The sequence below is a fragment of the Ochrobactrum sp. SFR4 genome (genome assembly GCF_019730395.1).
Classification (GTDB): domain Bacteria; phylum Pseudomonadota; class Alphaproteobacteria; order Rhizobiales; family Rhizobiaceae; genus Pseudochrobactrum.
Genome location: NZ_JAAPBB010001272.1, coordinates 1 through 241 on the forward strand (window position 1 = coordinate 1; position 241 = coordinate 241).

1 pseudogene is annotated in these 241 nt (G+C 50.6%); it reads left to right on the forward strand.

Features of this window, described 5'->3' with window-relative positions:
- Positions 1-241, forward strand: a pseudogene (locus HBA93_RS23110) (transcriptional regulator); the annotation flags it as partial.

Below are 241 nucleotides of genomic sequence, written 5' to 3' on the forward strand. Positions count from 1 at the left end.
CTTATTCACGCGCTGCCGTTTCGTGGCTGGAAGGGACATTTCTCACGTTGCGTCCTTCTTTTGGTAATCACGGCGATATTTTTGCTTACTGCACGGATATTGTCTGGGATGCAGGGAACGCGCATCTCAAATTCGAAGAACGCGAGCGTACTGATGCATCCTTTTCACAGCGTGGTTGCGTTTCAGTCCCGCATCTCTCTGGACATGTCTATCTTGTGACCAATACGTCCGGTCAGTACCG